Annotated in this window: 23 protein-coding genes; 8 read left to right on the plus strand and 15 right to left on the minus strand. The window is 66.9% G+C overall.

The features are described from left to right. Positions 1-362 precede the first annotated feature (362 nt). Entirely contained in the window at positions 363-800 is a 438-nt protein-coding gene (locus tag LGM89_RS24605; RefSeq protein WP_226208196.1) for an ATPase, read from the plus strand. Positions 801-973: 173 nt separating this feature from the next. Here the strand turns inward: LGM89_RS24605 and LGM89_RS24610 are convergent, their stop codons facing one another. The 11 genes from LGM89_RS24610 to LGM89_RS24660 all read right to left on the minus strand — a co-directional run bounded on the left by LGM89_RS24610 (position 974) and on the right by LGM89_RS24660 (position 14009). Next, positions 974-1660, minus strand: coding sequence for a DUF429 domain-containing protein (locus tag LGM89_RS24610; protein WP_226274207.1), 687 nt, complete (start codon positions 1658-1660; stop codon positions 974-976). Between the two features lie 9 nt (positions 1661-1669). After that, the gene (locus LGM89_RS24615) at positions 1670-2194 is read right to left on the minus strand and encodes an HD domain-containing protein (protein WP_043185438.1); all 525 of its coding nucleotides are present in this window, start codon (positions 2192-2194) and stop codon (positions 1670-1672) included. A gap of 121 nt (positions 2195-2315) precedes the next feature. Then, positions 2316-5786 (minus strand): ATP-binding protein, encoded by a 3471-nt coding sequence (locus tag LGM89_RS24620; RefSeq protein ID WP_226274209.1) that lies wholly within the window; start codon positions 5784-5786, stop codon positions 2316-2318. Between the two features lie 3 nt (positions 5787-5789). Next, positions 5790-7040: a metallophosphoesterase family protein gene (locus tag LGM89_RS24625; protein WP_226274210.1), complete on the minus strand. Its 1251-nt coding sequence runs from the start codon at positions 7038-7040 to the stop codon at positions 5790-5792. A gap of 64 nt (positions 7041-7104) precedes the next feature. Continuing rightward, entirely contained in the window at positions 7105-7647 is a 543-nt protein-coding gene (locus tag LGM89_RS24630) for a CbrC family protein (protein ID WP_226274211.1), read from the minus strand. A gap of 78 nt (positions 7648-7725) precedes the next feature. After that, positions 7726-8304 carry a hypothetical protein gene (locus LGM89_RS24635; protein ID WP_226274212.1) on the minus strand — a complete coding sequence of 193 codons (579 nt, stop codon included), beginning with the start codon at positions 8302-8304 and terminating at the stop codon, positions 7726-7728. A 154-nt stretch (positions 8305-8458) separates the two neighbouring features. Then, positions 8459-9229 (minus strand): hypothetical protein, encoded by a 771-nt coding sequence (locus LGM89_RS24640; RefSeq protein ID WP_089430063.1) that lies wholly within the window; start codon positions 9227-9229, stop codon positions 8459-8461. Positions 9230-9588: 359 nt separating this feature from the next. Beyond that, positions 9589-10125 (minus strand): hypothetical protein, encoded by a 537-nt coding sequence (locus LGM89_RS24645; RefSeq protein ID WP_226274213.1) that lies wholly within the window; start codon positions 10123-10125, stop codon positions 9589-9591. A 275-nt stretch (positions 10126-10400) separates the two neighbouring features. Then, positions 10401-10766, minus strand: coding sequence for a hypothetical protein (locus LGM89_RS24650; protein WP_226208191.1), 366 nt, complete (start codon positions 10764-10766; stop codon positions 10401-10403). Positions 10767-10843: 77 nt separating this feature from the next. Continuing rightward, positions 10844-12829, minus strand: coding sequence for a gamma-glutamyltransferase family protein (locus LGM89_RS24655; RefSeq protein ID WP_226274215.1), 1986 nt, complete (start codon positions 12827-12829; stop codon positions 10844-10846). Positions 12830-13052: 223 nt separating this feature from the next. Beyond that, entirely contained in the window at positions 13053-14009 is a 957-nt protein-coding gene (locus LGM89_RS24660) for a LysR family transcriptional regulator (protein WP_226274218.1), read from the minus strand. Between the two features lie 102 nt (positions 14010-14111). Between LGM89_RS24660 and LGM89_RS24665 the strand changes: the two genes are divergently transcribed. The 4 genes from LGM89_RS24665 to LGM89_RS24680 all read left to right on the plus strand — a co-directional run bounded on the left by LGM89_RS24665 (position 14112) and on the right by LGM89_RS24680 (position 18468). Then, positions 14112-15236, plus strand: coding sequence for an aryl-sulfate sulfotransferase (locus LGM89_RS24665; RefSeq protein ID WP_089498219.1), 1125 nt, complete (start codon positions 14112-14114; stop codon positions 15234-15236). Between the two features lie 58 nt (positions 15237-15294). After that, positions 15295-16650, plus strand: a complete 1356-nt coding sequence (locus LGM89_RS24670; protein ID WP_226274219.1) for a uracil-xanthine permease family protein — start codon at positions 15295-15297, stop codon at positions 16648-16650. A gap of 285 nt (positions 16651-16935) precedes the next feature. Continuing rightward, on the plus strand, positions 16936-17448 hold the full coding sequence (locus LGM89_RS24675; RefSeq protein ID WP_226274220.1) for a DUF2165 family protein: 513 nt from the start codon (positions 16936-16938) through the stop codon (positions 17446-17448). A gap of 81 nt (positions 17449-17529) precedes the next feature. Next, complete coding sequence (locus tag LGM89_RS24680) at positions 17530-18468, plus strand: tyrosine-type recombinase/integrase (protein WP_226274222.1); 939 nt, start codon at positions 17530-17532, stop codon at positions 18466-18468. Between the two features lie 41 nt (positions 18469-18509). On the opposite strand, the gene LGM89_RS24685 is transcribed toward LGM89_RS24680, so the two are convergent. The 4 genes from LGM89_RS24685 to LGM89_RS24700 form a co-directional block, all read right to left on the minus strand. Then, the gene (locus LGM89_RS24685) at positions 18510-18989 is read right to left on the minus strand and encodes an RES family NAD+ phosphorylase (RefSeq protein WP_089498215.1); all 480 of its coding nucleotides are present in this window, start codon (positions 18987-18989) and stop codon (positions 18510-18512) included. Next, entirely contained in the window at positions 18986-19441 is a 456-nt protein-coding gene (locus LGM89_RS24690; protein ID WP_089430054.1) for an antitoxin Xre/MbcA/ParS toxin-binding domain-containing protein, read from the minus strand. Before LGM89_RS24690 ends, LGM89_RS24685 begins: the two co-directional genes overlap by 4 nt. A 363-nt stretch (positions 19442-19804) precedes the next feature. Continuing rightward, positions 19805-20008, minus strand: a complete 204-nt coding sequence (locus tag LGM89_RS24695) for a DUF1289 domain-containing protein (RefSeq protein WP_089498213.1) — start codon at positions 20006-20008, stop codon at positions 19805-19807. A gap of 250 nt (positions 20009-20258) precedes the next feature. Continuing rightward, a complete protein-coding gene (locus tag LGM89_RS24700) occupies positions 20259-20900 on the minus strand; it encodes an HD domain-containing protein (RefSeq protein WP_011349307.1) in 642 nt (213 codons plus the stop codon). 214 nt (positions 20901-21114) lie between these two features. Here LGM89_RS24700 and LGM89_RS24705 point away from each other — a divergent pair, with 214 nt between their 5' ends. From LGM89_RS24705 to LGM89_RS24715, 3 genes are all read left to right on the plus strand, one after another. Next, positions 21115-22080, plus strand: coding sequence for a GlxA family transcriptional regulator (locus LGM89_RS24705; protein ID WP_089498212.1), 966 nt, complete (start codon positions 21115-21117; stop codon positions 22078-22080). Positions 22081-22400: 320 nt separating this feature from the next. Next, on the plus strand, positions 22401-22712 hold the full coding sequence (locus LGM89_RS24710; RefSeq protein WP_222153302.1) for a DUF4148 domain-containing protein: 312 nt from the start codon (positions 22401-22403) through the stop codon (positions 22710-22712). A 322-nt stretch (positions 22713-23034) separates the two neighbouring features. Continuing rightward, on the plus strand, positions 23035-23748 hold the full coding sequence (locus LGM89_RS24715; protein ID WP_089430049.1) for a dienelactone hydrolase family protein: 714 nt from the start codon (positions 23035-23037) through the stop codon (positions 23746-23748). The last annotated feature ends 138 nt before the right edge of the window (positions 23749-23886 follow it).

Raw genomic sequence — 23886 nt, forward strand, 5'->3', positions numbered from 1 at the left:
ACACTACATCGTTGCGACTGCGGGGCTCAACTTCCAGGCCAGTTGCGCGCCCCAGACTCCAGCACACCGCCAACCCTGCTTCCCTTCCCCCGCGCCGCGTTTCCGTTAGCGCGAAAGAGGCGTGATTCTAAGCACCCGCCCCCGTCTACGCAAGCCCCTTTGTGAAAATATTTTGAAAAAGCCCCCGTGCGCTGGCGCGCACGGGGGCTTGGGGCTCGGCAGGCCACGCATCGCAACGCGAGCCCCCCTCTATTGATGTGACGTATGACTGTCGTCCCCCTATATACGAGGTCGCGGAACGGACAAGGAAGCGGGTGCCGTCGAGTATCATGCCGCGACCGAACCACGCACTCATATCCACGATGGACAGCACCTCTCAATCCGGCGACGCCGACCTTCGCGACGAATATGCAGCGCTGCGCGAGCGCGCCATCATCCTGGAAGAACAGGCTCCGCCGCTTCTGCAACGCATCTCGGATGTATTGCCGCGGATCAGCGGTGAATCCGAACTGGCGGATGAGCATCGCGAGCGACTCGTCGGTGCGCGCAACGCAGCGATGGTCTCGATCGAAAACTATCAGCAGGCGATTCCTTTCCTGCAGACGGCCGACTCGATCATCGAGCAACTGGACAAGACGCCCGAGCGCGACGAAGACATCGAGTGGCGTGAGTCGCTGCTGCAACGGCTCGACGAGCTGATCGACGTCGCAGTCGTGATGATCGACGATGCCGAAGGCTACTTCGAACAGGCGGACGCCTGCGATCTGTCCAGCGTACCGAAAGCCATCCTCGAGGATTGAGCGACGCTGCTCGGGACCGCGTAGCGCACCGGCATGATGTCGTGTGCGCCAGCCATCCCCATGTTTGCCGGCCTGCAGCCCCGGCCCGAAGCCTTCGCCGTCGCGCGGGGCGCCGCCCTCCCGCAAAAGCTCACCTTTTCGCACCTCCCCGTCGCCCGGGCGGCGCGACACGACTACAGTGCGTCGAGAACGATCGTCTCGCTCACGATCGGCACGCGGATATATCCGCCCTCCGCATCGCCATACGCGTGCGCATTCCCGTCGATGACGCATTGCGCCGTCAACGCGCAAAGGGTCGCGTCTCGCGCATCGACGGACTTCAGCGTCGACACGTCGACGCCCAGTCGTTCCAGCAATTGCCGGCGCTGGTTGCGTTTCTGCTTCGCCGATGCGACGGCCCTCCCCAGCATCGCGCAGGTGATCGCATAAGGATAGGTTTCGAAGCTCGCGCGCCCGCCCGCATAGCGGGCGCCGGTCAGCAGCGGATAGGCATCCGCGAGCGAGCGGTAGACCCGCTCTCCCATGAACATCCAGTCGAAGAAACCTGAGGTGCTTGCAACCGCCTGCTCCCGCGACGGCGTCGGAAAGCACGAGATCCGTTCGCGCGCGAGCGCCTGTTCGGCCGCGCGGCGCCCGCTCCCCGTCCACCACAGGCTCGGCGCGTCGACACCCACGGCCACGACGTCATGGACGAGGCACAGCGCAGGCACCGCCTCGGGCGCGATCCGTTCCTCGCGATAGACGACTGTCCGTCCGCGCAGGATCACGAGATCGCACTGCTTCTTTTCTCCACCCACATCGACACCCGCCACGGCCGACGATTGCCACGTGGCGGATCCGAAGGATCGAGCGGATCGCATGCGGGCGCCTCAGTCTGCCGGCCGTGCGTCGTAGGCGGTGTCGAAGATCGCCTCGAGACCGGGATGCACACCGCGCATCGGGTCGACGACCGACTTCGCCCAGTCGAAATACGCCTGCTTGCGCTCGAGCGGCCAGTCCGCGGGGGGATGCCGCGCGATGTCGCGCAGGTTGCAGATCTTGTCGGCCAGCTTCACGAGCTTCGCGCGCCGGCTGATGGTCGCCGCATGCTCGACCTGCAGGCGCTTGCGCTCCTCCTTCGGCAACGACTTGTCGTCGGTGACCTCCATCACGATGTCCGCCACGTCCTTGCCGAACAGTCGCAGCAGTTCCTGCTCGGTCGTCTCCGTATCCTCGACCGTGTCGTGCAGCACGGCGGCGACGATCACACGTTCGTCCTCGACGCCGGCCTCGTTGGCCAGCACATCGGCGAGCGCGATCGGATGATTGATGTACGGCGACGCTTCTTCGTCCTTGCGCCGCTGATTGCGATGCTTGTCCGCCGCGAACGCGATGGCGGCTACCAGCTTTTTCATATTCCCCCCTCGTGTGGCCTGACCCGCGACCGGCAGAACCGGCCGCGTGCATTTCGGAACCGCACATACTACCTGTTCGCGATGACCCTCTCCGCGCGCCGGCATTCACGCCCGCCCTGCGTCACGCGCCCACCGGTGCGCGCTGGAGCTCGACCACGTTGACCCGCGCGCCGAATACGTCCCTCACGAGCGGCAGCAAGTGGTCGTGGTGCGTCAGGAACAGCACCTGGGTTCGCGTCGACAGATCGCGCAGCGCATCGAGGCCGGCCTTCGCGCGCGCATCGTCGAAGTTGATGAACAAGTCGTCGGCCACGAACGGCAATGCGGTCCGGCTGCCGAGCTGCAGCTCCAGCGCCGCGATCCGCAACGCGAGGAACAACTGGTCGCGTGTCCCTTCGCTCAACCCCGCGACCTCGACCGATGCCCCCTGCGTCCGTCGTGCATACAGCGCGGGCGGCGTCCGTTCGGTATCGACGGTCAGCCGCGCGAATTCGCCCAGCGTGAGCCCCGCGAAAATCTCGCCGGCCCGCCTGAGCATCGGCCCCTGCTTCTGGTCGCGATAGCGATCCGTCGCCCACTTCAGCAACCGGCTCGCCGTGGCCGCCTCCAGATACTGTTCGGCTGCTTCGCCCATCGCCGCCAGCGCTTCCTGTCGCTTCGATTCGGCAACGGCCGCGTTCGCCTGGCCATTGATCGCGCCGAACGCCTGATCGGCCACGACCTGCTGCTGGGCAAGCTCGTTCAGACGCTTGCCGACGTCGCCGAGCGACTGTTTCACCGCCTCGAGGTGCGCCGGTACGTCGGCGATGTCCTGCTCCGCGACTTCCGCTTCGACGGCGGACCGGGACAGACCGTCACCATCGCGCACCAGTGCCTCGTGCGCGGCATCGACTGCCTGCCGCAGCTGGCGCTGGCGATCCGAGCGCTCGGCCAGCGGCAGCGCCGCGTCGATCGACGCCACGCCTGCCAGTTGCAGCAGCGGCTGGATGCGCGCATCGGCACCGGCCACCGCGGCGGCGGCATCCGCGACCTTGCTGTCAGCCTGCCGAACGGCTTCATCGGCACGACCGATCGCACGCGCGATTTCCTTTGCAGTCGAAAGGCGCATCGTCAGTCGGCGTGCGACATCCGGCCAGTCGCCGCTCGTCAGCCATTCCGGCGCGAGCGCTTCGGCGAGCCTTCGTGCGCCCGACTCGAGCGCGGACAGCTCCGCACGGATCGCAACGATCCGGTTGCGCGGCGCGTCGGCATCGGCCAGTTCGACCGTCACCGCGTTGGCGAGCCCAAGCGCACCTTCCGCGGCGGCCAGCGTCGCCGCGCTCGTGGACAACTTCGCGGCGGCCAGCGCGTCGCGCCATTGCACCTGCCACGCATCGTAGGCCGCCTGTGCGTGGCCGGCGCGCGATTGCGCCGTCGCGCATCCGCGTTCGGCTTCACGCGCGCGATCCTCGAGGCTGTCCTGTTGCGCGAGCGCCTTCTCGGCCGACTGTACGAAGGTCTCGGCGATCGCGACGAGCGCCGCCAGACCGTCCGACTCGCCGCCGCGCGACACGGTACGCAACGCCGCACGCAACGCAGCCTCGGCACCGGCCCGCGCGGCACGAATCGTGTCGAATTCGCGGCGCTGCCGGTCGAGATCGACCTGCGCGGCGAACACCGTGTCGCGCTTTGCAAGCCAGTCGCCCATCGCCGCCAACGGCATGCCGGGCACCGCGGCGGTCGTCGCGAGCGCGGCCCATGCGTCGCGATGCGCGGTGAGCTCACGCTCGCGCTCGTCCAGCGCGGCCTGCCTGCGCGTCACGCCGGCACGCGCGGATTCGACCTGCTGGCGCAGCGACTGCAATGTCGCCGCCGCCTGCGTCGCACCGAGCTGTGCGTCGACGAGTTCGTCCGCCAGGCGGATCGCGTCGTCGACCGCAGGTGCGCCCGTTGCGAGATCGACCGCGCCGCTGCGGATATCGCCCCACGCGCCGTCGCGTCGCGCGCGCGCCGCCAGCACGTCGGCGGTCGTGACGACCTTGTGGTTCTCCGCGAAGTGCTTTTCCTGCAGTTCGAGCCGCTCGAGCTCTTCGAGTGCGCCGTCCCGCGCGTCGCGTGCAGCAGCGACCGCGCTCGCGCATTCGCTGTCTTCCTTTAGCAGCGTGCCGAGCCGCGCCGCCGACGGCACGTCGAGCGCACGCAGCGTATCGACCGGCATGCGCCACTGGCCGAGCGCATCGAGTGCGCCGGACAACGTGCGTTCGGCGGCGGCGATTTCCTGCTCGAGCGCCTGCTCGCGCTGGCCACTGTTGCGAAAGCCCTGCGCATCGGCCAGCGCCGCACGCAGCGCCTCCGGCACGTCGACGGTCGACAGGCGCGCCTGTTGTTCCTGCACCTGCGCAAGCTCGCGCGTGCGTTCGTCGAGCGATTCGCGCGCGCCGGCAAGCGCCTGGTGCAGCGCACCGTGTTCGCGCAACAGGTTTGCAACGGTCTTCAGCGACAACGCGGTCGGCAGCGACGCACGCAGCGACGCTTCATCGGTCGGCCAGCCGAGCTGGGCGGCCGCTGCAAACGCGGCGGCCAGGTGCCGCTCGACATCCGCGCCGAGCAGCAGCAGATCCTGCGCGTGATTCATGCACGCGCCGCGCAGCCGGTCGAGCGCTTCGATGTCGGCTTCGAGCGGCAGCGTGTCGGCGTCGGCGTCGATCGCATCGCGCGCCTGCCGTTTTGCAAGCAGGTCGGCACGCCGCTCCTCGAGCACCTTCTGTTCGGCCGCGAGATCGCCCTGCGCCTTCAGCAGGTCCGCATACGCGGTGGGCGGCAACTCGACGACCGGGCCCAGTTCCGCCAGCGCGGCGTCCTTGACCGTCAGTTCCTTCAGGTACGGTGCCAGCCGTCGCACGCGTTCGAGCTTCGAGCGCAGCGCTTCGAGCCGACGCTGTTCGGCACGTGCCTGCTCGATCTGCTGTTCGACCGCTTCGCGCGCGTCCTTGCGCTCGACCCAGTCGCGCGTGCGCACCTGAACCGTCTTCAGTTCGGTCACGGCTTCGTTGAACGATGATTCGGCGAGTGCAAACGCGCTGCCGCTGCGGCGCGGCGCCCAGAGTTCGGCCGAACGCGACTCGAGCTCCTCACGCACCGGCCCGAGACTGCCGACACCGGCAGCCGATTCGAACAGCACCTGGCCGAGCTTGTCGGAGGCGTCGAGAATGCTCCGGCCGCCGTCGACCAGACGCCCGTGATCGAGCCCGAACATCTGTTCGAAGAATTCGCGCGTGGCGCCGTCAAGGACGGCGGCCAGAAAGTCGTCGGGCAGTTTGTCGTCAGCGGGTGTGCGCAGCGGACTGCGCCCGCGCGCGCGGTGGAACGCGAGTTCGCCCGTGCCGCTCTCCAGCACGCCGCCGATCCGCAGTTCGGGCGTGCTGTGCAGGAAATCAAGCGGTGTCTGCAGCTTCATCCCGAACAGCAGCTCCGACACGGCCGTGCGAATCGTCGACTTGCCGGCCTCGTTCGGCCCCACGATCACGTGGAAATCCTCGCCGGCCGACGGGAAACGCAGCGTCTCGTCGGTGAACTTGCCGTACTTGATCAGTTCGAGCCGGTTGATCCGCATCGCTTATTCCCCCCTCGCCAGCCGCGCGAGCAACGCGGGCCCGACTTGCTCGACGAGTGCGGTCAGCTCACCCGCGCGCGCCATCGTCAACAACGGCACCTCTTCCTTCACGTCGCTGCGCACCTTGCCGACGAACGGCTTCAGGTCGCGCTCGAGCAGTTCGAGGAAATCCGGATCGCGCGCGGCGTCGGCCAGGATCTGCTTCAGGTCCTCCAGCGCTTCGAGCGGCTCGCTTTCGCCCGGCTGATGATCGGTAGCGGACGTCGCGAGCCGGACCTTCTCGAGCCACAGCCGCTCGTTGCCGATGATGCCGATCTGGTTCAGCACCTCCGCGCGCAACTGCGGCGCGCGGCCGAAAAAGAGGCCATGCGCGGGCGTGCGCCCCGTGACCGTCACGCGCACCGCGCGCGGCACATGGCCGTCGACGGTCAGCAGCGCTTCCAGCGCCTGGCCGATTTTTCTCGAGAGGTCGGCGACGGTAAGGCAATCGGACGCGTCGACCGACACGGCTTCCCACCGAAGCACGTCGAGATACAGGCGCTCGACCTGCGTGCGGCCCTGCTCGACCGTCACGAGCACCGCGCCGCGGCGGCCCGTCTCGCGGATATGGCGCCCCTGCAGGTTGCCGGGAAACACCACCGTGGACGGCCCCGACCATTGCTGGAATTCGTGCACGTGGCCAAGCGCCCAGTAGTCGTAGCCTTTCGCGTGAAGTTCGGCCAGCGTGCACGGCGCATAGTTCGCGTGCGCCGCATAGCCTTCGAGCGCCGTGTGCAGCACGCCGATGTTGTAGTAACCGGGCACCGGGTCCGGGTAGCCGATCGCGAGATTGTCGACGACAGCCTTGTCCTTGAAGCTCTGCCCGTGCAGCGCGACGTCGAATTCGGGCAACTTGTGGGTTTCCGCCTTGCGGTGGCCGAACACGGTGACGTTGTCGGGCAGCGTCAGCTTCTTCGTCATCTCGCTTTCGGCATCGTGGTTGCCGCCGAGGACGAACGCGCGGATGCCGGCCTTGCGCAGGCGCCCCATCTGCTGACCGAAGAAGATGCCTGTGTTGTGGTCCTTCCAGTCGCCGTCGTACAGGTCGCCGGCGATCACGAGGAACGCGACCTCCTCTTCGATCGCACGATCCACGAGCTGCCGCAGCGCCTCGCGCGACGCGTTGCGCAACTGCGCGGCCGGCGCGTCGGGATAGGCGCTCAGGCCGTGCAACGGGCTGTCGAGGTGTATGTCTGCCGCGTGGATGAACTTCACGAAGATTCCTTTGTTTCATGACGATGGGGCCAGCGATCGACGTGCGGTGCCGTCAGCCGGGCCATCAGTCGCAATCCTGGTAGCCGCCGAGTTCGCCGCAATGGATGCAGCGAAACAAATACGCGGTCGGCGAGCCGTCCTTGTCGAGTGCGGCGAAGAAGCGCTCCCACTCGGCGCCCTCGTCGAGTCCGGTCGATTCGCGAATCGACACGACCGCCTGCGGGCCGAGCGCCGTCAGTTCGCCCGCACCTGCCCGGCCAATGAACTGCGCGCCATCGCCGCAATGCGTCCACCACCGTTCCTGCTGCCAGCCCTGGAAGCCCGGCGTGCGGCAGGCGATTTCGTCGACGACCGCGTCAGGTACATCATCCCACTCGCCGCCGCCGATGCCGTACGTGTCGGTAAAGACCGCATCGAGCCGCGCGTGTGCCGAACCGTCGGCGACGCACCACGGGCAGATGCATTGCTCGTACTCGTCGACCGCATACACGGGGCCAGCGTACACGTAACCACGTGCATCGCCGCAACACACGCAGCGCGCGTCCGAGCGGATCACGCTACCCGTTGCCAGCGGGTCGGGATGGTACCTGAAAGCGGGTAACGACATGAGGCTCTCCGTCGATCCGGATGGTGGGAGTGCACGCGACGCGAATTCGAACGGCCATTGTGCCGCAGCCCGGCCGCGTTACTGCGGAATCCCGGTCTCGACAAACGTGCCGTTCACGAAACGATAGACGCGATGCGTTGCACCGCCGTGAGAAAGAAATTCCCACCGGATGTCGATGCCGACCGGGTCGTCGCGCCACGCGATCGCCAGGTAGGGCGATTGCGCGCCACCGTCGGTGTCGAGCGAAACGGAGTCGAGGCAGCTTTGAACCGGCAGCGAGAAACGCGGCACGGCATGGGCGCCGTGCAGCTCCAGCACGTACAGCGCCCCTTCTTCGCCCGCGCCGCAATAGCCTGTCGGGCGGCTGCTCGACGAGCGGTTGACGACGACCAGCAGATAGTCTTTGCCGTCGATTCGCTTCGAACGGTCCGACGGGAATGCAACACTCGATGCATCGCGCAATGCGTGGCGAAGCGCGGCCGGCACGATCAATGCCGATTTCCGGTGGCGGGCGGCATCGACCTCGAACAACCCCGGGCGCGCCCATTCGATCGCGTGACCGTTGGCGAGCCGCACCGATTCGGGCGCCGGCGTTTCGGCGAAGGCAACGGCGGCATTCGAGGCCAGCAGCGCCAGCGCCGCGAGCTTCAACGCCATCGATTTCGTCGGGATGATCCGTGTCCGCATCAATCGCGCAGGAGGGTCGTGAAGTTCGTCGCATGCGCCGGCATGCCGTTCGGGCAGCCCCGATCCAGGAACGCCCCGCGCGCGTCGTTCGTCACGACGCACGCGGCTGATCCACGAGGTGCCGTCACTCGCCGCGCGGCACCGGCGGCGGTGCATAGCCGTTGTCATTGCCGGGGAACGGATTCGCGTTGCGGCGCAGCGCTTCCTCGTCGTTCTCCTTCTGCGCGAACACCGCGACGCCGATCACGCCGACGTTCGCGGCATCGCCATACTTCGAATTCGCGACATAGCTGTCGGGCACCGCCGCGAAGCGGAACGCGGCGACTTCGTCGCGGCTCTTGCGGAAACCCTCGATCGTCAGCGTGCGGCCCGGATACAGCACGTAACCGCCGTTCGTATAACTGCCGGGCCGCCCCGACAGCACGTCGAGCCCGTCGACGCTCGACACGATCTCGAACGTACGGCGCCCCTGGTTGCGCAGCACGATCATGTAGCGCGAACCTTCGACGCCCGCCATGTGCCAGCGGCCGTCGCTGCGTGCCAGACGCAGCGGCGCGCCCTTTTCGTCCGTGAACGACAGCGCGATGTCGCCGTTGGCGAGTGCGACGCGAGTCGGCAACCGGCGAACCTGGGACGCGGGAGGATGTCCGGGCAACGCGTCGTTGTAGTAGACCGACGCGAGATCCGTCGGCTTCGCCGGATCCGCGCGTTCGAAATCGACCTGGCGGGTTTCGGACCGCACCGACTCGCCCCATGCCGTGCCGAGCCCGCGGCGTTCGCTGGCGTCCGGTGCGGCGGCGGATGCGCTGGTACTGCCGGACGGCGGGGGCGACCCTGCGCAGGCGGCCAGCCAGAGCGCGCAGGCGAGCGCGAGAAGACGGAACAGGATGGTCATGACGTGATGCCTCGGAATGTTATCGGGCCGCGCCGGGCTGGCCGGAACGGCGTTTTGGTGTCGTCTGTCGTCACGATGTCGATCGGACATGCTGGCCCGTATCCCACGGCGCCGCGATCGCGGCGGCCCGGCAACCGGGAGCCTCGCTATTTAAGCATGGCCGGCGGGCGATGGGCAGGGGGTGCGCACGCCGCACGTTGCCGGTCCATGCCGGCAGGCAGGCCCGTCGCGTCGCCGGATGGGTGGCGAACGCCGACGCATCCCGGTATCGAGGACGGGATGAACGGCACGCCGCGCGCGCCCATAAAAAAGCCCGGCCCGCATCGAAGCGGGCCGGGCTCTATCGGGAAGCGTGACGCTTACAGCGCGCCGCCTTGCGCCGACGCCGAACCCTTCACACCGACCGATGCGCCACCCTGCACCGAGTTCGTCGCGCCTTCGAGCGCCTCGCCGGCCTTCGCCTTCGCGCCGCCTGCGACGTCACCTGCCGTCGACATCGCGCCTTGCGCACGGCTCTTTGCCGTGCCCGCGACGTGCTTCACGTGCGATTTCGTCGAGTGGACGGCCGATGCGGCGGCATCCTTCGCGGTGCCCGCTGCCGAGCCGACCGCATGCGTCGCACCGCCAACCGTGTCGCCGGCTGCCGAGCCTACGCCGCCGACCGTCTTGCCGACGCCGTTCAGCGCGCCGCCAACGACGTTGCCCGAACCCGAGCCTGCCGCATTCGCGCCGGCGCCAGCCTGCACGCCCACGCCACCGCCGAGCAGCGGCGTCTGAACCTGCGCGCCGACACCTGCGGAACCCTGGGCACCGGTCTGGGCCGTTTGTGCGAAAGCAGCCGAAGTCGCCATCGCCGTCAGTGCAGCACCCACCAGAATCGTACGAATCGTGTTCATGGTCATTCTCCCCAAAGACGTTGTTGCTGCGGGCCGCCTTCGTGCGGCTTGTCGCATGCCTTGCCGCGACGTGCGGCAGGTGGAGCTAATGTAGCGGCGCGGACGCGCAAAACGACTGATTTGCGGGGACTGTTACTTCCGTTGCAAATGCTGACGATTGCCTCACATAGTTTGACAATCGGGGGCTTGCGGCGGGATTGAGCGGTGGACGGGGTGACGCTGGAGACGTGCCACGCGGAGCATCACACGACGGCGACGCGGCCAATCGCGGCGGATCAGGAAAACCGGCCGCTTCGATAAGCATTCCAAAGAACGTGTATCGCCCAGCCATCGGTGCGGCCCGACAACCAATTCCTCGCGATGAGTTCGATATCGTCGGATACGCATGCCGCCGCACCGGCGTTCCCCGCTGCGCCGAACGCGAGCTTGAACGCCTTTTCCCTCAGCGCGCTCACGGCCGGCCGGTCGACCGCTGTGCCTGGATCGCCATCGACTTCATCGAACGACGCCATCCACTGCGCATCGAACAGCTCGGCATCGCGACTGTCCAGCGCGCGATCGCAATCCAGGTCGTCGAGGAAATCGAAAAAGCCCGGCGCCGACAGGATGGCGTCCATTTCAAGCAGATGCGCGCTCGTCATTGCGACACCTTCACGATGTGCGGCCCCGACCGCCCGTCGATGCATACAGGTAGTTCGGGGCCGCGCGACCTGCCCGGTTACGGCCGGAACGTATCGCCGAGCACGACGCCTTCACGCCGCGGATCGGTGCCGCCCTGCAACGCGGGCGACTGGCCGACCGTCACGCGCATCACGGTATTGACGCCGCTCGCCTGCGCGGACGTCGACACTTTGTGCCCGAGCGCGAGCAGCCCCGTGATCAGCGGATCGTTCGCCCCGTTGTTCGTCGTGTTGACGTTCGGGTGCTCGCCGCCGATCGTGGTCGTCGGGCTGTTGCTCGCGCCGAAGTCGACGAGCCCCGCCGACTGCTGCGCGTCGAGCCCCCAGTCGAGCGCGCCGACGAGCGTCTTGACCACATATTGCGGAATCGTGCCGCCGCCCGGCGAACCAGTCGCCATCACGAAATCGCCGCGCGAACCGTCTGCGGCCTGCCCGAACACGATCGTCGGCGCCATCGAGCTGCGCGGCCGCTTGCCCGGCTGCAGGCGGTTGGCCACCGGATTGCCCGCGCTATCGACCGGGTTCGCGGAAAAATCGGTCAGCTGGTTGTTCAGCAGGAAGCCGTTGGTCATGTGGAACGAGCCCATGCTCGACTCGACCGTGGTCGTCGCGCTCAGCACGTTGCCGTCGCCGTCGACGATCGTGAACTGGTTCGTGCCGTGCTCGATCAGCGTCGTGTCGACACCGAGCGGCACCGCGCCCAGATTGCCGGGCTGGGCGGTGCCCATGCTCTTGGCCGGATCGATCAGCGCCGCGCGCGATTTCAGGTACGGCTTGTTGAGCAGCGTGTTCCACGTGCCGCCCGGCAGCGGCACGAAATCGGTATCGGCCACGTACTTGTCGCGGTCGGCATACGCAAGCCGTTCCGCCTCGGTGATGAGGTGCACGCCCGCGACGGTCGGCTTGCCGCCTTCGAGATCGATCGCCGTCGGCTTCAGCGACTTCAGGTCGTAATTCTCGAGAATGCCGAGCGCCGACGCGACCGCGATGCCGCCCGACGACGGCGGCGGCATCCCGCATACCCAGTAGCTGCGATAGGTCGTGCACACCGGATCGCGGCGCTTCGCCTGGTACGCGGCGAGGTCGGCGACGGTCGTCTTGCCCGGCGTGAGCGTCGACCCGTCCGCGCCCTTCGTCGTCGCGATCTTCGCTACGATGTCCTGCGCGATCTGCCCCGTGTACAGCGCGTTCGCACCCGACTGCGCCATCTGCGTCAGCGTGCGCGCATAGGCCGGATTTTTCAGGACGGTGCCGAGCGTCTTCGGCGACCCATCCGCGTTCAGGAAATACGCGGCGGCCTCGGGGTCGCGCTTCAGGTTCGCGGCATTCGCCGCGATCGCGTCGGCGAGCCGGCCACCGATCGGGAAGCCGTTGGTCGCAAGCGTGATCGCATCGCCGAATAGGCTCTGCCACGGCAAGCGGCCGTGATCCTGCTGCAGTGCCTCGATCAGCCTCGGCACGCCGATCGTGCCAATCGAGCGGCCGCTCGCCCGTGCGTTCGGCAGCGGTGCGGACCGGTCGGTCGCGTCATCGACGTAGCGCAGATAGTTCTCCGTCGCGGCCGCCGGCGCGGTTTCCCGGCCGTCGTACGCCTGCAGCGTCTTGCCGCGCGCATCGTAGTACAGCAGCACGCCGCCGGATCCGAGGCCCGTCGCCTCGGGCACGGTCAGGCCAAGCACGGCCTGCACGGCGACCGCCGCGTCGGCGGCCGTGCCGCCCTTCTTCAGCACCGCGCAGCCGGCCGCGCTCGCGTACGCGTTCGACGTGGCCACCAGGTAGGTCTTCGCATAAACCGGCTTCATCCCGGTGCGATAGCCCGAGGAGGCCTCCGGCAATGACGGGTCGCCCGGCTGGTTCGAGCCCACCACGACCGTCGCGCCGCTGTTGTCGACCGCGAGGCAGCTCGCATCGGTGGAAGGTGTCGGCGTGCGGCCTACGTCGTTCTCGACGTCGCCGCCGCATGCCGTCAACAGGGCGGCCGCGAGCAACGCGGACGCATACGGAAAAATCGCTGTTCTGTTCATTGTCTGCCGATGTTCTCGTAGGTCGTTGCGATGGACATCACGCTGCCTGCGACCCCCTCGGTGCGCCGGCAACGCGCTCGATAGTCCCATGAACAGAATTTTTTTCGCAATAAGGGATTGGCGTCGCGCGGCCGGATGTTGTGTGCGCAACGTCACCGCTTACGCACGCGGGTTCGCGTGCTGCACTGCATCGCAGTGCGATGCGCCCGCACGGCCGATGGCGTTACTTTGCTGCCCGACGGCGCTTGCCGGCTGCCCCACCGTCGCGCGCGAATCCGCGCTCCATCGCTTCGATCGCCTCGGAGAAGAACTCGAGAAACATCGTCATCGCAACGGTCGCGCTCATGTCGGCCCGCTGATAGATGCAGCTGAACGAGCGCGCCCCCGCATCGGCAAGCGGCGTCCACGCGAGCCGGCCAGCGGCCACGTCGTCCGCGACGTTCTCGGCGATCAGGAAGCCGACACCCGCGCCTTCGGCCGCGAGGCGCCGAACCATCGGCACCGAGCCCGTCTCGATCAGCGGCCGCACGTTGCGCGGCTGCCGCGCATCGATCTGGTCGAACATCGCGCGCAGCTCCGTGTCGGGCGTCATCAGGATCAGCGGATGCGCGAAACAGTCGCGCAGCCGCACCTTGCCGCCGGACGCCGCGAGCGGATGGCCGGGCGCAGTGACGACACCCAGCGGCTGAGCGAATGCGCGCACCTCGACGACGCCCGCCGACGTGCGCCGGCGCAACGCATAGCCAATATCGGCCTCGCCTGTCTCGACCCAGCGCACGATGCTCTCGCCGTTTCCCGAACGCACGCTGTACGTGACGCCCGGATAGCGCCGCATCGCAGCGAGGATCGCGTCGGGCACGAGCCTTTCCGCGGTCGACGCGGGTACCGCCAGGTTCACGTGCCCGCGACGCAGCGCACGCAGGTCCTCGACCTGCGTGAGCGCGTTGTCGAAGTCGCGCTGGCCGCGCCGCACGGCCGCGATCACGATCTCGCCGGCGAGCGTCAACTGCATGCCGCGCGGCAGCCGGTCGAACAGCGGCACGCCGACCTGGTCCTCGAGATTGCGGATCTGCTGGTGCACCGCCGCAGCGGTCAGGTGCAGCGCGTCGGCCGCCTTGCGAATCGAGCCGCGCCTCGCGACCTCGTCGAAACAGCGGAATGTCTGCGATATCGAACGCATAAAAGGTCCGTTAGATTTTTCCGAACAGGCCGTCAAGAATAATCCAATTTTACTGACCGTCCGGATCGTCTAGATTCCGCTGCATCCCCGCATCCGATTCGAATGGAGACCGCAGTGACAACCGTCGACCAGATTACCCAGCGCCGCCGTGGCGTCGGCCTCATCGCCCACGATCCCGCCCTGTCCGCGGGCGGCTATACGCTCATCGCGCCGCAGACGGCCGACGGCAACGTCTATCTCGTCGGCATCGACGGCGAAGTCGCCCACCAGTGGAAGATGCCCGTGCGCCCCGGCCGCCATGCGGTGATCCTCCCGAACGGCAACCTCGGCTACAACGGCAACCATCCGCAATCCGAATCGCGCTATGCGCCGTGGTCGATGTGGCATGGCGGCGACTTCTACGAAGTCACGCCGCAAGGCGAAACCGTATGGCGCTACGAGGATCCCGCGCACCACCACGATGCGCAGTGGCTGCCGAACGGCAACCTGCTCTACGCCGCGTGCGAGCCGGTCGACGCCGCGTTCGCGCGGCGCGTGCCGGGCGGCACGCCGCACGGCGACGACGAAGCGATGTATGCGGACGTGATCCGCGAAGTGAACCGGGCCGGGCAGATCGTCTGGGAATGGCATGCGCGCGACCATCTGCGGCCCGAGGATTTCCCGATCGCGGCCGGTTTCGGGCGCTATCACTGGCCGCTCGTCAACGGCCTCGCGGTCGATGCGAACGGCCGCGTGCTGATGAGCCTGCGCACGACGTCGGGCATCATCGGCGTGAATCGCGAAACCGGCCGCGTCGACCTGCGGATCGGGCCCGACGTCGTGTCGCACCAGCATGCGCCGGTGCCGCTTCCGAACGGCAACATCCTCGCGTTCGACAACGGCAATTTCCGCCACGGCGCGCACGTCGTGTTCTCGCGCGTCGTCGAGATCGATCCGGCGACGCAGCGCGTCGTGTGGTCGTATGCGGATGACGTCGTGAACCTGTTCTACACGCCGTTCATGGGCAACGCGCAACGCTTGCCGAACGGCAACACGCACGTCACCGAATCATCGACGGGCCGGCTGTTCGAAGTGACGCCCGCCGGCGAGGTCGTCTGGGAATACGTGATTCCGTGGTTCGCCGAATACCCGGACGAAGCCGCGCGCAAGACCGGCCCCGGGCAGCTCAACAGCGTATTCCAGACGTTCCGCTACAGCGCCGCGCAACTGCCCTGGCTGCGGGCCTGACCGTTCGTTCACCGCCGGTTTCCGGCGCTCGTCGCCGTTCGCTTCGAAGGGGCCTGTCGTGTCGCACGATCCGATCTCAACACCCATCGACGCGCGGCTGCCCGCCTGGCAGCTCGCGCTGTTCGGGCTGCAGCACGTGCTGTCGATGGCCGCGTCCCCGATCACGGCCGTGTTCCTGATCGCAAAAGTGCTCGCGCTGCCGGCGGACCTGACGGTCCAGCTGATCGGCGCGACGTTCTTCGCGTGCGGGATCGGCACGCTTCTGCAATCGCTCGGTGCCGGGCCGATCGGCGCACGCATGCCCTTCGTGATGGTGCCCGGCGGTGCACCGACGATGCTGTTCGCCGGCATCGCCGCGCAATCGGGCCTGCCGACGGCGGCCGGCTCGGCATTGCTCGCCAGCGCGTTCTACTGGGTGCTGCTGCCCGTCTTCACGCGCTGCCTGCGGCTCTTTCCGCGCATCGTCGTCGGCGCGATGCTGTTGCTCGTGTCGGTCAACCTGATCCGGATCTACGCGACGATCGTCGTCGGCCAACCCGGTTCGGCCGATTTCGCGCAGCCGCGCGCACTCGGTCTCGCGCTGGCGACGATCGTCGCCACCGTCGTCGTGGCCGGTGCGTTCCGCGGCACGCTCGGGCGGCTCGCGGTGCTGATCGGCCTGATGGCCGGTGCGACGCTCGGCTGGGCGCTCGATGCGATGCCGGCGCTCGCCGACGTGTGGCGCGGCCCGCTGTTCACGCATCCGGTATGGCTGCCGTTCGGGATGCCGCGCTTCGACGTGCTGGCCGCGCTGCCGCTGCTGATCTTCACCGCGATCTCGATGGCCGAGGCCACCGCGCAGACGGTCGCCGTCGGCGAAACGTGTGGCAAGCCGATCTCGCTGTCGCGTGACGTGCCGAAGACGATACGCGGCGATGCGCTGGCGTCGCTGGCCGGCGCGCTGTTCGGCACGCCGCTGATCGTGACCAGCGCCGAGAATATCGGTGTCGTGCAGACGACCGGCGTGCGCTCGCGCTACGTGACGGCCGCCGCCGGCACGATCCTGATCGTCATCGCGCTGTTCGCACCGCTCGCGCGGCTCGCGTATGCGATTCCGGCCGCCGTGGTCGGCGGCACCGCGCTGGTCGTGTTCGCGATGATCGGCGTGATGGGCATCCGGCTGCTCGCGAGCGTCGACCTGCATGCGCGCGCCAACCAGTACACGCTCGCGGCCGCGCTCGTCGTCGGCCTTGCGCCGATCCTGGTGCCGAACTTGTATCGCCATTTCGGCTCACCGGTGCAGATCGTGCTCGGCAACGGCATGGCGGCCGGCACACTCGCGGCCATCGCGACGCAACTGGCGTTCACTGCGCTGGCGCGACTGAGCGGACAGGCGGGAACGGCAGCGGCAACTGCGCCTTCGCCCGACGCCTGACGGCGACGGCCGGCAGCGCGACACGCGCGCAAGCCCCGCTTGACGACTCCCGTCGTTCGACCGACAATCGCCGCTCCCTCCTTGCGCGGGCACTCGATCCAGCCGGCGCGTGCGTCTCCTCGACGCCGCCCCGGCTTCAGGTCTTCCAGTCCCGATCTCCGCGCCGCCGTGCCACGCACGCAAACCGCCGGCCCCGCCGGACACGCTCATGCAGGAATCGCCCCGAACGCCGGCTGATCGCCGCGCGGTCGCGCTTTCGCCTGCCCATTCATTTCGGAGTCCAATATGATGGTTCGTCTTTCCAAGTCAGCCATGGTGCTTGCCATGACCTTTTTCGCCTCGCTCGTCGCGTTCGGCAACATCACCGACTACGCGACGAATTTCGCGTTCGTGCATCACGTGTTCCTGATGGACACGACGTTCCCCAGCAACGGGATCATGTATCGCGCGATCGGCACGACGTGGGTTCATCACGCCGGCTATATCGGCATCATCTCACTGGAAACGCTGACGGCCGTGCTGTGCTGGATCGGCGGTGTCCGCCTGCTGCGCGCACGACGCGCCGGCGATGCGGCATTCCGCGCGGCCAAGGCGTATGCGATCGCCGGCCTGACGCTCGGCTTCCTCACGTGGCAGGTCGCCTTCATGTCGGTCGGCGGCGAGTGGTTCGGCATGTGGATGTCGAAGCAATGGAACGGCGTGCCGGACGCGTTCCGCTTCTTCATCACGCTGCTGCTCGTGCTGGTCTACCTGACGATGAACAACGACGGCATCGACGACACGCGTACCGCGCAGTGACACGGCGCTTGCATCGGGCCGGGCGGCCAACAGGACATCGGGACGATTGCCGGCGTGACCGCGTCCGGCTATAAATCGTGCATGGACACGAATCGCTGGATTCACGACCCCGTTGGCGCCTTCCGCGCGTGGCAGGAAACCGCCGCGACCGGCGCCGATCGCCGGCCGTTCGCGCCGCGATCGGTCGTGCAGCACGTCGCGATGTTCGAACGGTTCCTGCGTTATCTGACCGCACGACGCGTGTCGCTGGCCACGTTCGGACCCGACCACGTCGCGGCCTTCCTGGCGGAACTCGATCGCACCTGCGCGCCCGGCACGTCGACCGGCGTGCGCTACGCGAAGCTGATCGATCGGCTGGGCCGGCATCTGGTCGACGCAGGCGTGCGCACGATTCATCCGGCCGGCCGGACGACGCGCGATCTCGCATGGCCGGACGGCGAGCCCGAACCGTGCTATCTGCCACCCGATGCCGACGCAGCGCTGCAGCGCCACGTGCAGCCGCGAGCACACGACACGCGCACCGACTGCCGGAATCGCGCGATCGTCGCGCTGCTGCTTGCGAGCGGCATCACGTCGGCCGAGATACGGGCGACAACCTGCGACGCGCCCGATCTCGACGCGCAGCCGCCTGCGCTCGCCGTGCCGCGCGATCGGGCGCGGCCGGGGCGCCGAATCACGCTCGCCGAATTTGCGCTGGCGCCGCTCGCCGCATGGCGGGTGCGCTCGGCAGACACGCCGGCATCCGCGTTGCTGTTTCCCGCGCCGCGCGGCGGTGGCGCGATGAACGACATGTTCCTGCTGCTCGTGGTGCGCGACGCGCTGACCGCGATCGGTTTCCACGCGGCGGACATGAGCCCGCGCGTGCTGCGCAATACGTATGCGCGCCGCCAGTTGCTTGCAGGCCACGCGCATGCCGACGTCAGTGCGATGCTCGGTCTCGTCAGCGCGCGAACAGTCACGCGCATCCGGCAGACGCTGCCGCCCGATGCGGCCGCGGACCGCGCCGCGCACGAGCGCTGATCCGGCCCGCGCTCGGCGCGCGCCGCGAGTCGCTCGGCGCCCTATTCGCCCGGCGGCGACTGGATCAGCCGCAGAATCCGTGTGTCGTACGGCGATTGCATGACTTCGGCGATACGAACCTCGGAAGCGACCGGATGCAGCGGATTCAGCAGGAAGTTGTGCGCGTGCGGCACGACGACGCTCGGCACGCGCAGCAGCGCGCTCGGCTGCGTATGCAGCCACTCGGTGCCGGCGCTGCGGGTCCAGTCGACGTTGGTTCGCCAGTCGTCCGGCGCGTCGCCCTCCGCGATTTCGGCGATATCGACCGAATCGGCCACCTCGATGCGAAGCAACTGGTATCCGCTCGGCAATTGCGCGACCGTGGCGATTTCGAAATGAACGAGCGTCTCGAGCAGTGCGAGCGCGGGATGCTCGGCGAGATACACGACGGGCTGCCCGGCAAAATGCCAGCGCCCGCCGGCGCGCAATCCGCCGATCCCTTTCAGGTCGGCGAAATTGCTGATCCGCCACAGTGTCGTCAAGCGAAGTACCCCTCGTCGATTTGCGTGAGGGCTTCCTCGACGAGCCGCGCGCCATGCTCGGTGCTCGCCATGTCGAGCGACGTGCGGCCGCCGAAGCGCTGAAGCCCGTTGCGCAGCCACGCCATCGCCTTCTCCTGGTCGCCGAACGTGGCGGTCGCCTGCGCGACGATGCGCGCGAGACGGATCGCCTTGTCGGATTCCTCCTGCGACAGGCGTTCGTGCGCCTGACGACGATGGCTCAGCGTGCGACGCGGAATGATGAAGGCCAGCTCGTCGGATTTCAGCCCGCGCTCGGACAGACGGTCGATCACCGAGACGTCGATGCGGGCGCTCGCCAACTCGGCAAGATCGGCCCCCGATCGGACACGGATCGCCAGCAGCTGTTCGAGAATCGTGAATTCGGCCTGACGCGGGTGCGCGACGCCCGAAGGATGGAAAGCAATGGTGCTCATGGTCTCTCCCGGCAATTTGCCCAATCATTATAGGCGTTTTGCCGAAAACCTGCGGACGCGGATGAGGGGCGTGCCTGTGGTGCTCGTCGGGGTGCCTGCGGAGGCGAGGACGACGTACGCCATCCACCTGGAGGCAAGCTTCTACGGCCGCGAATCGGAGATTCGCCCGGGGGACGGGGTGCAATTATTCAGTATATAAAATCCCGACAAACGCCGTACGGTTGTCACGTAACAACTTTTTAACTGATTGCATTTTCTCCGATTTCGCCGGCTCATCCTCCCCGGCAAGGTCGATCGGTTCGATCAAGACAAGTGGATGTTCTTCAAGCGCGCCCCGTCATCAGGAACGCCGCTCCCGACGATTCACCGTCCATCGCGACGGAACCGCATCGCCGTGCACTCGTGCCGGATGCGCTCCCATATCGCGCGTTTCTCGTCATCGTTCATGAACACCCAGTGCGAGACCTCGTCAGCCGTTCGGCCGCATCCCTTGCAGACATCGTCGAACAACGTCGAGCACACACCGACACAGGGGCTGTCGGGTAAGTCATGAAGTGTGGAAGCCATTGGAACGTTCGTATCGGTTGAAAATCCGGCAGCGTTACGAATTACGCTCCCATACACGGGTACCTTTCCGCCCGGGCCGGCTGTCCGAATGATGGCGTTGTCGCCGTACGATGCGGCGTTCACGTGTGCCCGGGTTCGATCGTGCGGTTGCCATCTACAGTCGCACGACTTAGTCATTCAGGAGCCACGATTCACTTTTCGCGCACGACCCCCGCTCAATATCCGGGATCGTGCGCCACACCGCGAGCAATCAGCCGGCCCACGCGGACGACCGGATCACGCTGCAGAAATTGCCTGCGTGGAAATGCGGGTCCTTGTCTGCGAGCACATCGGCCTTCACGTTGCCGAACGTCGTATCAGGCTTGTGCTTGATCCCATCGTAGAACGCCTGAATGATGTCTTCCTTGAAGTGCGGCGTACGCGGATGCGCACGAACGACGGCCTCGCGCTCCACATCGCTGTATTCCGGATAGGTCAGGCCCAGCACATCCATCTCGACGCCCGCGGTAACGAGCGCGATCACCGGATGCATGTGCTGCGGGATGCCCGGCGTGGTATGCAACGCGATCGAGGTCCACACGACGTCGATATCCTGCTGCGAAATGCCCTTGCCCTTCAGGAAATCGCGTGCGGCATTGGCGCCGTCCACCTCGAAACGCTCGCATGCGCTGCTGTGTTTGTGCGTGAGCCCCATGTCGTGGAACATGCAGCCGCAGTAGAGCAGCTCGGGATCGTATTTCAGCCCGCGCCGCTGGCCCGCAAGCGCCGCGAAATAGAACACGCGGCTGGAATGATGGAACAGCAACGGAGACGCGGTATCGCGAACGAGCTCGGTGATTTCGCGCGTCAATTGGCTATCGGGAATGGTGATGCCTGCAACGTTCTCAGTCATGATCGACCTCCATTGAAAACACCCTCGATTCTCCGGCGTCCGATAGCTGTCTCCAATAGACGTGTTACGTCAAATCCTGCCATTTTGCGCGATGGACAGACACGGCGCCCGCGCAGCGAGAAGAACACCGGAGCCAGGCCCGTCTGCGAGCATCGTGCGCCGCTGGCGCGTCTATACTGCTACCCGTCACGTTCGACACGACACACCATCGATCATGCCGAAGGTCGTAGGAATTTTCGCCGTTCCGGGCGTTCAACTGCTCGATGTCTCCGCACCGCTCGACGTCTTCGCGCAAGCGAACGCCGAATGCGGGAAGCCGTTCTATACGTTGCGGATCATCGCCAGCGAGTCCGGTCCGATCCGCAGTTCGTCCGGTGCGCAGTTGCTGCCCGACTGGATCGTTCCCGACATTCCTGAGCGCATCGACACGCTGTTGGTCGCCGGCGCGCCGAGCGCCGGCCGGATCGCACTGCGCTCCGACGTCCTCGCGTGGCTGCGAGCGGCGGCCGTGCAGAGCAAGCGCTACGGCTCGATCTGCACCGGCGCGTTCATCCTCGCGGCCACCGGCCTGCTGAAAGGCCGTCACCTGACCACGCACTGGGCTGCGGCCGATGCGCTTGCCGAAGCGTATCCATCGCTCGCCGTCGACGCGGACGCACTGTATGTGCGCGACGGCAAGCTGCGCACCGGCGCCGGCGTCACGGCCGGGCTCGATCTCGCGCTCGCGCTGGTCGAGGAAGATCTCGGCCGCGAGATCGCGCGGCGCGTCGCCGCACAACTGGTCATGTTCTTCAAGCGCCCGGGCGGCCAACTCCAGTTCAGCCGCAAGGGCGAGGCGCGCCCTGCCGGACGTTCGGTACTGCAGGAGGTCCAACGCTGGATCGCGGCGAATCCGGAACTCGAGCATTCGGTGGCGGAAATGGCGAAGCATGCAGGCATGAGCCCGCGCCACTTCGCACGCCTGTTCCGCGCGGAAGTCGGCATGACGCCGGCCGCATGGGTCGAGGCGACCCGCATTTCGGCCGCCCGCCACTTGCTCGAGAACGGTCACGACACGCCGAAACAGGTCGCCGCGAAATGCGGCTTCGCGAATGTCGATACGCTCAGGCGGTCGTTCAGCCGGCACGTTGGAATCACGCCTGCCGAATACCGGAAACGGCAGGCGGTCCTGGTCGAGTGACGCGGTCATGTGCCACAAATACGGCACGAACGATATAAACAGCCTCACACAAATACTTCGGAATGCGATGTAACTGGTCGTTTTGTGGCCCCTACCGACCGACGGCATCGCCCCACTCATGGCTCCGTCCGCAGTCCCCGTCAAGCGCCGGACAGCCTCGCAATCATCAGACGAAACACCCCGCCGCCCCAGATCGTTTACCCAGTTGCAATAATTATTCGCTGGAACGCGTATTTCCGACCGGTAACGCGATCGCTACGATGCAATCAACCGCTGAACGCAACAAGCAAAGCGCGAAATCAATGAAACCGGAGGTCATCATGAAGTCGTTCATCTACGCTGTCGTCGCCGCAACCGCGCTGTCCGCCTCGTACGGCGCATTTGCACAATCGAATCCGTCGGGCCAGCTGACGCGTGCCCAGGTGCGCGCCGAACTCGTCCAGCTCGAACAGGCCGGCTACAAGCCCGAAGTCTCCGATCAGTATTACCCGCGCGCGCTGCAGACCGCCCAGGCCCGCGTGACGAACGCCGATGAAACCGGCTACGGCGCGCAAGCCTCCGCCGGCGTACGCGCGGGCCGCGCGATCGCAGTCAAGCAGGATGGCCGCGACTCCGTGTATTTCGGCCAGTAAGCCGGACACGCGCCCGCGTATTCCGATACGCGCGCAGCAAACGAAACACCCCGCTCCCGTTCGTCGGGGCGGGGTGTTTGTTTTCCGGCCGTCCGCGCCCGGAACGGATTGCGCGCCCCGATCGATGCGGTCTCGCGAGTCGCGTGCCGCGCGGCTCCGTTCACGACGGCAGCCGGTGTTTGCGCATAGAATGGCCGCGTGGTCGGTGCCGGCCAAAACGAACGCGAGCGGAACCACGACGCCCGGCTTGCCCGATCGTCGCCGCGCCCGCAGGCCGGCCCCGATGCCGCACTCATCGCATTTTTCGAAAAGGAGCGGTTTCATGTCTCAAACATCCGGTTCCATGATCACGTTTCGACGCCCGGACGGCCAGGAACTGCAGGGCTATCTCGCCACGCCGGCGAAGACCGAAGGCGCGCCCGCGGTCGTCGTCATCCAGGAATGGTGGGGGCTGAACGACCAGATCCGTGGCGTCGCGGATCGCCTCGCGCGCTGCGGCTACTTCGCGCTCGTGCCCGACCTGTACCGCGGCAAATCAACGGTCGAGGAAGAGGAAGCACACCACCTGATGACCGGGCTCGATTTCGGCGACGCGGCTTCGCAGGACATTCCGGGCGCCGTGACGCATCTGAAGACGCTCGCCTCGCGTGTCGCGGTGACGGGTTACTGCATGGGCGGCGCACTCACGCTGCTGTCGCTGCAGTTCGCCGATGCGGACGCGGGCGTCACGTGGTACGGCCTCCCGCCGCTCGACTACCTCGATCCGGCGAAGCTCAAGGTGCCGCTGATGGGCCACTGGGGCACGCAGGATGCGTTCTTCGCGATCGACCAGGTCGATGCGCTCGAGAAGAAGCTGACCGATGCGAAGGTCAATGTCGAATTCCATCGCTATCTCGCGCATCACGCATTCGCGAACGAAACGGCTGTCGGCCCCGGCCGTATCGCCGGCACGCAGTTCGATCCGGTGTGGTCGCAAATGGCGTGGGATCGCACGCTGACGTTCTTCGGCCGCACGCTTTGGGAAAAGCAGGGGTAACGTAACGCCGCTTCCGACGCGAGCGGCTACGTAGACTGCGGAAAAAGAAACGCCACGGATTTTCATCCGTGGCGTTTTCGTTTTCGCGTCGGGCAGCCTCCGCGAACAGGGGCAATGGCTCGCCCCTGCCCTTGGTCT

Origin of the sequence: Burkholderia sp. AU31624 (genome assembly GCF_020420065.1) — a bacterium.
Taxonomy (GTDB): domain Bacteria; phylum Pseudomonadota; class Gammaproteobacteria; order Burkholderiales; family Burkholderiaceae; genus Burkholderia.

What these genes read in the sequence shown, in the direction of transcription:
- LGM89_RS24605 (WP_226208196.1), top strand. Translation starts at nt 363, where the DNA reads ATGGACAGCACCTCTCAATCCGGCGACGCCGACCTTCGCGACGAATAT.
- LGM89_RS24610 (WP_226274207.1), bottom strand. Translation starts at nt 1,660, where the DNA reads ATGCGATCCGCTCGATCCTTCGGATCCGCCACGTGGCAATCGTCGGCC.
- LGM89_RS24615 (WP_043185438.1), bottom strand. Translation starts at nt 2,194, where the DNA reads ATGAAAAAGCTGGTAGCCGCCATCGCGTTCGCGGCGGACAAGCATCGC.
- LGM89_RS24620 (WP_226274209.1), bottom strand. Translation starts at nt 5,786, where the DNA reads ATGCGGATCAACCGGCTCGAACTGATCAAGTACGGCAAGTTCACCGAC.
- LGM89_RS24630 (WP_226274211.1), bottom strand. Translation starts at nt 7,647, where the DNA reads ATGTCGTTACCCGCTTTCAGGTACCATCCCGACCCGCTGGCAACGGGT.
- LGM89_RS24635 (WP_226274212.1), bottom strand. Translation starts at nt 8,304, where the DNA reads ATGGCGTTGAAGCTCGCGGCGCTGGCGCTGCTGGCCTCGAATGCCGCC.
- LGM89_RS24640 (WP_089430063.1), bottom strand. Translation starts at nt 9,229, where the DNA reads ATGACCATCCTGTTCCGTCTTCTCGCGCTCGCCTGCGCGCTCTGGCTG.
- LGM89_RS24645 (WP_226274213.1), bottom strand. Translation starts at nt 10,125, where the DNA reads ATGAACACGATTCGTACGATTCTGGTGGGTGCTGCACTGACGGCGATG.
- LGM89_RS24650 (WP_226208191.1), bottom strand. Translation starts at nt 10,766, where the DNA reads ATGACGAGCGCGCATCTGCTTGAAATGGACGCCATCCTGTCGGCGCCG.
- LGM89_RS24655 (WP_226274215.1), bottom strand. Translation starts at nt 12,829, where the DNA reads ATGAACAGAACAGCGATTTTTCCGTATGCGTCCGCGTTGCTCGCGGCC.
- LGM89_RS24660 (WP_226274218.1), bottom strand. Translation starts at nt 14,009, where the DNA reads ATGCGTTCGATATCGCAGACATTCCGCTGTTTCGACGAGGTCGCGAGG.
- LGM89_RS24665 (WP_089498219.1), top strand. Translation starts at nt 14,112, where the DNA reads ATGGAGACCGCAGTGACAACCGTCGACCAGATTACCCAGCGCCGCCGT.
- LGM89_RS24675 (WP_226274220.1), top strand. Translation starts at nt 16,936, where the DNA reads ATGATGGTTCGTCTTTCCAAGTCAGCCATGGTGCTTGCCATGACCTTT.
- LGM89_RS24680 (WP_226274222.1), top strand. Translation starts at nt 17,530, where the DNA reads ATGGACACGAATCGCTGGATTCACGACCCCGTTGGCGCCTTCCGCGCG.
- LGM89_RS24690 (WP_089430054.1), bottom strand. Translation starts at nt 19,441, where the DNA reads ATGAGCACCATTGCTTTCCATCCTTCGGGCGTCGCGCACCCGCGTCAG.
- LGM89_RS24695 (WP_089498213.1), bottom strand. Translation starts at nt 20,008, where the DNA reads ATGGCTTCCACACTTCATGACTTACCCGACAGCCCCTGTGTCGGTGTG.
- LGM89_RS24700 (WP_011349307.1), bottom strand. Translation starts at nt 20,900, where the DNA reads ATGACTGAGAACGTTGCAGGCATCACCATTCCCGATAGCCAATTGACG.
- LGM89_RS24705 (WP_089498212.1), top strand. Translation starts at nt 21,115, where the DNA reads ATGCCGAAGGTCGTAGGAATTTTCGCCGTTCCGGGCGTTCAACTGCTC.
- LGM89_RS24710 (WP_222153302.1), top strand. Translation starts at nt 22,401, where the DNA reads ATGAAGTCGTTCATCTACGCTGTCGTCGCCGCAACCGCGCTGTCCGCC.
- LGM89_RS24715 (WP_089430049.1), top strand. Translation starts at nt 23,035, where the DNA reads ATGTCTCAAACATCCGGTTCCATGATCACGTTTCGACGCCCGGACGGC.